Origin of the sequence: Daejeonella sp., assembly GCF_037719425.1 — a bacterium.
GTDB lineage: Bacteria > Bacteroidota > Bacteroidia > Sphingobacteriales > Sphingobacteriaceae > Daejeonella.
The window spans coordinates 1-7,618 of sequence record NZ_JBBJNI010000045.1; the positions used below are offsets into that span (position 1 = coordinate 1).

The 7,618-nt window shown below is 43.5% G+C and carries 6 protein-coding genes; 5 read left to right on the forward strand and 1 reads right to left on the reverse strand.

The genetic code is table 11. The annotated features are described in order from the left end of the window. From WKF69_RS07940 to WKF69_RS07960, 5 genes are all read left to right on the forward strand, one after another. On the forward strand, positions 1 to 3,050 hold a 3,050-nt coding region (locus WKF69_RS07940; RefSeq protein ID WP_340381052.1), incomplete at its 5' end, for a ThuA domain-containing protein. A gap of 16 nt (positions 3,051 to 3,066) precedes the next feature. Further along, positions 3,067 to 4,233 carry a Gfo/Idh/MocA family oxidoreductase gene (locus WKF69_RS07945; protein WP_340381054.1) on the forward strand — a complete coding sequence of 389 codons (1,167 nt, stop codon included), beginning with the start codon at positions 3,067 to 3,069 and terminating at the stop codon, positions 4,231 to 4,233. 10 nt (positions 4,234 to 4,243) lie between these two features. Continuing rightward, the gene (locus tag WKF69_RS07950) at positions 4,244 to 5,296 is read left to right on the forward strand and encodes a sugar phosphate isomerase/epimerase (RefSeq protein ID WP_340381056.1); all 1,053 of its coding nucleotides are present in this window, start codon (positions 4,244 to 4,246) and stop codon (positions 5,294 to 5,296) included. A 192-nt stretch (positions 5,297 to 5,488) separates the two neighbouring features. Next, positions 5,489 to 5,923 carry a c-type cytochrome gene (locus tag WKF69_RS07955; protein ID WP_340381058.1) on the forward strand — a complete coding sequence of 145 codons (435 nt, stop codon included), beginning with the start codon at positions 5,489 to 5,491 and terminating at the stop codon, positions 5,921 to 5,923. Positions 5,924 to 5,925: 2 nt separating this feature from the next. After that, positions 5,926 to 6,630 carry a DUF1080 domain-containing protein gene (locus WKF69_RS07960; RefSeq protein WP_340381060.1) on the forward strand — a complete coding sequence of 235 codons (705 nt, stop codon included), beginning with the start codon at positions 5,926 to 5,928 and terminating at the stop codon, positions 6,628 to 6,630. Positions 6,631 to 6,699: 69 nt separating this feature from the next. Here the strand turns inward: WKF69_RS07960 and WKF69_RS07965 are convergent, their stop codons facing one another. Next, positions 6,700 to 7,059, reverse strand: coding sequence for a four helix bundle protein (locus WKF69_RS07965; protein WP_340381062.1), 360 nt, complete (start codon positions 7,057 to 7,059; stop codon positions 6,700 to 6,702). Between the last annotated feature and the right edge of the window lie 559 nt (positions 7,060 to 7,618).

A 7,618-nucleotide genomic window follows, 5' to 3' on the forward strand; every position in this document is an offset into this window, starting at 1 on the left:
TCGCCGGTGTTCATGCTGCTGCTGATACTGAATATGAATGGGAATGGTATGGTAAGCTTGTTGGAGGATATTTCCTCAGCCATCCCAAAACTCAGGAAGCAGTAGTGAATGTGACTGACCGTACAAATGCAGCAACCAGTCATCTGCCGGAAAAATGGAAGCGCACCGACGAATGGTACAATTACAAAACGCTTAATCCTAATGTTAAGGTTCTGGCTTCACTGGATGAATCGAGCTATGAAGGCGGAAAAAACGGCACAAACCACCCTATCGCATGGTATCATCAGTTCGATGGAGGCCGGGCATTTTACACAGGCATGGGCCATACCAAGGAATCTTTTTCGGATCCTCTATATCTCAAACACCTTCTTGGAGGCATTAAATATGCTCTCGGCAATAATGTCATGCTCAACTATTCCAAAGCAACAACTCCCAAAGCCCCTGAGGAAAACAGATTTGTCAGGAATGTTTTAACCCAAGGGACTTTGTTTGAACCTACTGAAATGACTATCCTTCCTAATATGGATATCCTTATTGTTCAACGCAGAGGTGAGATCATGCTATATAAGGAACAAAATAAAAGCATCAGCCAGATATCGTCCCTGAATGTATATGCTAAGACTTCCGTACCGGGAGTTAATGCTGAAGAAGGGATACTTGGCATAGCAGCGGATCCAAAGTTTAAAGAGAACAATTACGTCTATATATATTATAGTCCCATAGATACTTCCGTTAATCGATTATCCAGATTCAAATTCGTTAATGATAAACTGGATAAATCTTCAGAAAAAATTATTCTGCAGCTTTACTCACAACGGGAGATATGCTGCCATACAGGCGGGTCGATTGCCTTTGCACCGGATGGACTTTTATATCTGTCGACAGGTGATAATTCCACTCCCTTTGATGTTCCGAATCAGCAGTTTACAAATAAAGGTTTTGGCCCCATGGACAACCGTCCTGGGCTAGAACAGTATGACGCGGGCCGAAGTTCAGGAAACACAAACGACCTGCGTGGCAAAATATTACGGATACGGGTCAAAGCCGATGGTACTTACGAGATCCCCGAGGGAAACCTTTTTCCGCCTAATACGCCGCAAACTAGGCCGGAGATCTATGTAATGGGAAACAGAAATCCTTACCGGATCTCTATCGACAGCAAAACTGGGTTCCTTTATTGGGGAGAGGTGGGACCGGATGCAAATAATGATATCCCGGAAAGAGGTCCAAGAGGTTATGACGAGGTAAACCAAGCCAGAAAAGCCGGGTTCTTTGGCTGGCCATACTTTGTGGGTAACAATTATGCCTACAGGCAATATGATTATAAAACCGGAACAAGCGGAGAGCTGTTTGACAAATTGAAGCCGGTCAACAACTCGCAGAATAATACGGGCTTGAAAAACCTTCCCCCCGTATCTCCCGCTTTCATATGGTACCCATATGCCCAATCTAAGGAATTTCCTCAGGTTGGTACAGGAGGCAGAAACGCGGAGGCCGGACCTGTATATCACAGCGAACTTTATCCGAAAGAAACCAGGTATCCTGATTATTACGACAATAAGCTATTCATGTACGACTGGATCCGCGGATGGGTGAAGGCTGTCACTATGAAACCTAATGGGGATTATGATAATATGGAAGCATTTATGGGTTCATCTCCTTTCATTGCTCCTATAGATATGGAGGTTGGGCCGGATGGAAGAATATATGTCCTCGAATATGGTAAGGGATGGTTCGCCAAAAATCCGGATGCCGGTTTAGTCAGAATAGATTACATTACCGGCAATCGCCCTCCCAGGATAGATAACCTGGTAATCAGTAATTCGAGTGGAGTTATGCCTTATAAACTGCAGGCGAAAGTTATTTCCAGCGATCCTGATAATGATGCGCTGACTTATGTGTGGGATCTGGGCAATGGGGTCAAAAAGACCACAACTCAACCGTCTATTGAATATGCATATACAAAAGCAGGGGAATACCCGGTCAGCGTGCAGGTTATAGATAAATCGAAAGCAACTACCACAAGCGCAAAGAAAACTGTCTATGCCGGAAATGCGCAGCCTAAGCTCAGCGTAGCCTTAAAAGGAAATAGAACTTTCTATTTCCCGGGAAAGCCAATTGATTACCAGATAATGGTAACTGACCAGGGCTCAGTTGTAAACAAAGAAAAGATTTATGTCGCAAACACTTATACAAAAGGGACGGATATGGCAGGAGCTTCGCTCGGTCACCAGGAAGTTCCCGACGTGCAGGTTGGAGAAGTATTGATGCTCAAATCTGATTGTTCGGCATGCCATAAGGTAAATGCGGTTTCAGTTGGTCCGTCATTTACAAACGTATCAAGCAAATACCAAAACCAGTCTAATGCCGTAGCTTATCTCGCCACCAAGATTCTAAAGGGCAGCAGCGGTGTCTGGGGTGAGGTAGCCATGCCGGCGCACGCCACTATGCCTGAAGGTGAAGCGCAAAAAATTGCTCAATATGTAATGTCACTAAGCAATAAAACTTCTGCTAAGCCAACTTTACCTGCACAGGGGCAAATCATTCCGGAAGCAGTTTCCGATGATAATACGACATTTGTTATCAACGCATCGTATACTGATGCCGGAACTTCTGGCGTAAAGCCTCTCACAGGCACGGGTGTCGCTTATCTCAGAAGCAATACAATCAATGCGAGAGAACTGACACAACGGGCACGATTAACCTTAAGAGACTCCACCGCTACAGGCCTGATCGCATATCCTCAAACTAACGGCTGGATTAAACTCAGCAGTATAGATCTCACGGGAATTAATAGCCTTAGCATAAGCTCACTTAACAGTAGTGACGAAGGCTCTTTTACTATCGAGGTAAGATTAGATCAGGAGAACGGTAAGATAATTGGCAGTACTGAAGTAAGTTCGGGAGGTGCTGCAAATCAAATTAATTCACTGATTAATTTACAGCCTGCAGGTGACGCAAAACTTCACGATTTATATATTATCATAAAATCGAATAAAACCATCAGGCGAAGGCCTTTCCTTCAATCAATAAAATTTAATTCTATCTAAATATTAATACATTTCTATGAACAGAAAATTAAGAATGGGTATGGTCGGCGGTGGAAAAGATGCCTTTATAGGAGCTATCCACAGAATCGCTGCCAATATGGACGGGCTTGTAGAGCTAAGCTGCGGAGCTTTAAGTATAATTCCTGACATAGCCCGAGACAGTGGCAAGATGCTATTTCTTCCTGAAGACAGGACCTATCTAACCTTTGAGGAGATGATCGAAAAGGAAAGTAAACTTCCCGCCGACAAAAGGATTGATTTTGTAACTATTGTTACTCCAAATTTCGCGCATTTCGCGCCTGCAATGATGGCCCTTGATAATGGTTTCCACGTAGTTATAGAAAAGCCAATTGCTTTTACTCTTGATGAAGCTAAGCAACTACAGAAAAAAGTACAGGAAACCGGACTCACCTTGCTTCTTACCCACACCTATGCTGGTTATCCAATGGTAAAACAGGCGAAGCAGATGATTAAGGACGGCGTTCTTGGCAAGGTGCGCAAGATCTGGGTAGAATATCCGCAGGGATGGCTAAGTCGTTTGTCTGAGCGGGAAGGAAACGCCCAGGCTGCCTGGAGAACAGATCCTAAAAAATCCGGCAAGAGCGGAAGCATGGGAGATATTGGTACTCATGCAGCACACCTCGCTGAGTATATCTCCGGCCTCAAGATCACCAAAGTATGCGCTGATTTAAACATTGTAGTAGAAGGCCGCCAGCTTGATGATGATGGTAATGTGCTCCTGAAGTTTGATAATGGAGCTAACGGTGTGCTTATGGCGTCACAAGTTGCTGCTGGAGAAGAGAATGCATTGAAGATTCGGCTTTATTGTGAAAATGGCGGTTTAGAATGGGCCCAGCATGAACCGAACACTTTATTGGTAAAATGGCTAGACAGGCCAACGGAAATATTAAGGGCTGGAGCGGGTTATACAGACCGTCTGTCTTCTTACGCAACGCATAATTGCAGAACTCCCGGAGGACATCCAGAAGGCTACCTTGAAGCATTCGGAAACCTTTACAGAAATTTCGCTCTGGCGCTTTCAGCGAAAATCGATGGTACACAAGCCTCCCCAGAAATCCTGGATTTCCCTTCTGTGGAAGAAGGCATCAGAGGAATGGCATTCATCGACAATGTGGTTAGAAGCAATGAGAGCAGTGAAAAATGGACGGACTACACAATATAATTCTTTAAATATGACAACAATAAAAGGACCGGGTGTATTTCTTGCTCAGTTTATAAGTGATGAAGCACCTTTCAATAGTCTTGAATCTATCTGCAAGTGGGCAAAAAGCCTCGGGTTTGTAGGGGTCCAAATTCCTACCCTGGATCCCCGCTTTATAGATCTCCAGAAGGCTGCGGAAAGTAAAACTTATGCTGATGAGATCAAGGGGATCGTAAATTCATGCGGTCTCGAGATCACGGAATTATCCACGCACCTTCAGGGACAACTGGTGGCAGTTAATCCCGCTTTCGACCAGCCGTTTGACGCTTTCGCGCCTGCTCATCTTCAAAACAATCCGAAGGCACGGCAGGAATGGGCGGTTCAGCAAATGAAATATGCTGCAACTGCTTCTAAAAATCTGGGACTTAACGCGCATGCAACGTTCAGCGGATCATTATTATGGCATATGTGGCACCCATGGCCGCAGAGAGCAGATGGTTTAGTCGACATGGCGTTTACTGAACTTGCAAAGCGCTGGACTCCAATCCTGAACCACTTCGATAAAGAAGGTGTGGATGTTTGTTATGAGATCCACCCGGGAGAAGATCTTTTCGATGGAATCACCTATGAGATGTTTCTGGAGAAAGTAAATAATCACCCGCGTGCCTGCCTTTTGTACGATCCATCTCACTTTGTTTTACAGCAGCTGGATTACATACAGTACATCGATCATTACCACGAACGTATCAAAGCGTTTCACGTCAAAGATGCTGAGTTCAACTCAACCGGTAAGCAGGGAACTTTCGGAGGATATCAAAGCTGGGCGAACCGTGCTGGCCGCTATCGCTCACCGGGCGATGGGCAGGTTGACTTTAAAAAGATCTTCAGCAAGCTTACCCAATATGATTATAAAGGGTGGGCGGTAATGGAATGGGAATGCTGCATTAAACATCCTGAAGATGGGGCTAAAGAGGGCGCTGTTTTTATCAAGGATAACATAATCCGGGTTACAGAAAAAGCATTTGATGATTTTGCGGCTGGGGCCAGCAACGATGATGTAAATCGCCAGATTTTAGGATTATAAATTTAAAACAGTATTTTCACAATGTTAACGATTAGACATTTGTTTCGATAATTGTTGATTCAAGAGCCAGGAACCAAGAGTCAAGACTTGTCGGGTAAAAATAAAATAAGTCCTTGCTCTTGGTTCTTGCATCCTGATTCAAATCACAATTCAGTTTAAAAAAAATATGCGTTAATTAAACCGAACATTACCATGAAGAAGTTAATTTTCATTTTAGGAATATGCGGCTTCGTGGCTGCCTGCAGTAATAGACAAAAGTCGGGCTCAATTGACACTACTTCCGCGGGCGCTAATCAATCTGCAACAGCACAGCAGTCGAACGCTGATACAAATGTGAATAATATTGGAACCGACTCACCGGTAGCATCTGGTGGAAACGGCGAACAGTTAATAACAAAAAGCGATTGCCTTACCTGTCATAAGATCGATGTGAAGCTGCTTGGTCCTGCTTATCAGGATGTAGCTGCTAAATATCCATCTACCGACGAGAATATTGCAATGCTTGCAGGCAAGATCATTAAAGGTGGAGCAGGAAATTGGGGAGATATACCAATGGCCCCGCATCCTTCAATTACTGAGGGAGACGCGAAAGAGATGGTTAAATATATATTGTCGTTAAAAAAATAATTATGAAATCTTTAAATGTAATGATTCTTGCAGCAGCCCTTTTAACAGGATGCAGTTCTTCAAAAGACGGAATGACCAGTTCAACTGGCAAAGGATGGCAGAAGCTGTTCGATGGTAAAACCACAACCGGATGGCATACCTATAACAAACCAGTGGCTGGCACAGATTGGAAAGTCATGGATGGTGCTTTGTTTTTGGATGCCACCCATAAGACAGCAGGTCAGGGCGGCGATCTGGTTACCAATGAAGAATTTACTAACTATCACTTGAAACTGGACTGGAAGATCTCCAAAGGTGGAAACAGTGGAATAATTTTCAATGTAAATGAAGATCCTAAATTCGGCGCTTCTTACACTACCGGTCCTGAGATGCAGGTGCTCGACAACGACGGTCATGCTGATGGCAAGATCACTAAACACCGCTCCGGTGACCTTTATGACCTGGTAAAAAGTCGCAAAGAAAACGTTAAGCCCGTGGGCGAATGGAATACGGCGGAAATCATTTTAAACAACGGTAACCTCGAACTAATTCAAAACGGCGAATCCGTTGTAAAAACCACCATGTGGGATGATAACTGGAAACAGCTTGTTGCAGGCAGTAAATTCAAAACCTGGCCAGCATTCGCAATGTACAAAACAGGCAAGATTGCGTTGCAGGATCATGGTAATGATGTTTGGTACAGGAATATTTCGATTAAGAGACTCTAATTTAATGTAGAGTATCTCCTACCTCATGAATAGATAACTGAAAGCTGAAAGCTGAAAGTTGAAGCATAGTTATCTATTCAGAGAGGATTTTGTGGTTTTAACGGTACTGACGAGCATTTGGATTATTTCTTTGCAATCTGGCATAATAGCAAAAAACTCTTCATTCGTGAGATACTTAGAGTCTTTAAGCAAAAACAGCCAGTATTTAGTCTCATTAGCTTCTTTTAGGGCTACATTCATTTTGTTTAAAAAATCGGCCTTGGACTGTGCATGTTCGGCTTCGTAACTTAAGGCACCAGGAGCTGTTCCACTTCTCAATAATTGTTTTGAAAGCACGAACTCCTTTTTACTCTCACACAAGAATTTATAGAGCTTTACAATTCTAATGGCAAACGCGTACGTCTTAATCTGTATAAGGCTTTCTCTCATTATGTCTAAATCGAATGCAACCTATCAAAAAAATATTCAGTTAGAACAAAAACTTATCCCAGGATATACCTCCCTGATTTAACGGTAATTAGCTGCTTCGCTTCAGTTTTCAGCTTTCCACTTTCTGTTCCTATTGAGACTTACCCCGGGCCGTCACCTCAATCACCGAAACCATCTTGTCCCCTCTTGTTAAAAAGATACTCAGATAGAACACAAACTTATTTGAGGATACACCTCGTTGATTATACGGTTAGACGATTCCCTTCAGTTTTCAGCTTTCCACTTTCAGCTCCTTATTGAGACTTACCCCGGGCCAGCACCTCAATCACCGAAACCATCTTGTCCCCTCTTGTTAAAAAGATACTCAGATAGAACACAAACCTATTTGAGGATACACCTCGTTGATTATACGGTTAGACGATTCGCTTCAGTTTTCAGTTTTCCACTTTCAGTTCCTATTGAGACTTACCCCGGGCCGTCACCTCAATCACCGAAACCACCTTATCCCCTCTTGTTAAAAAGATACTCAGATAGAACACAAACCTATTTGAGGATACAC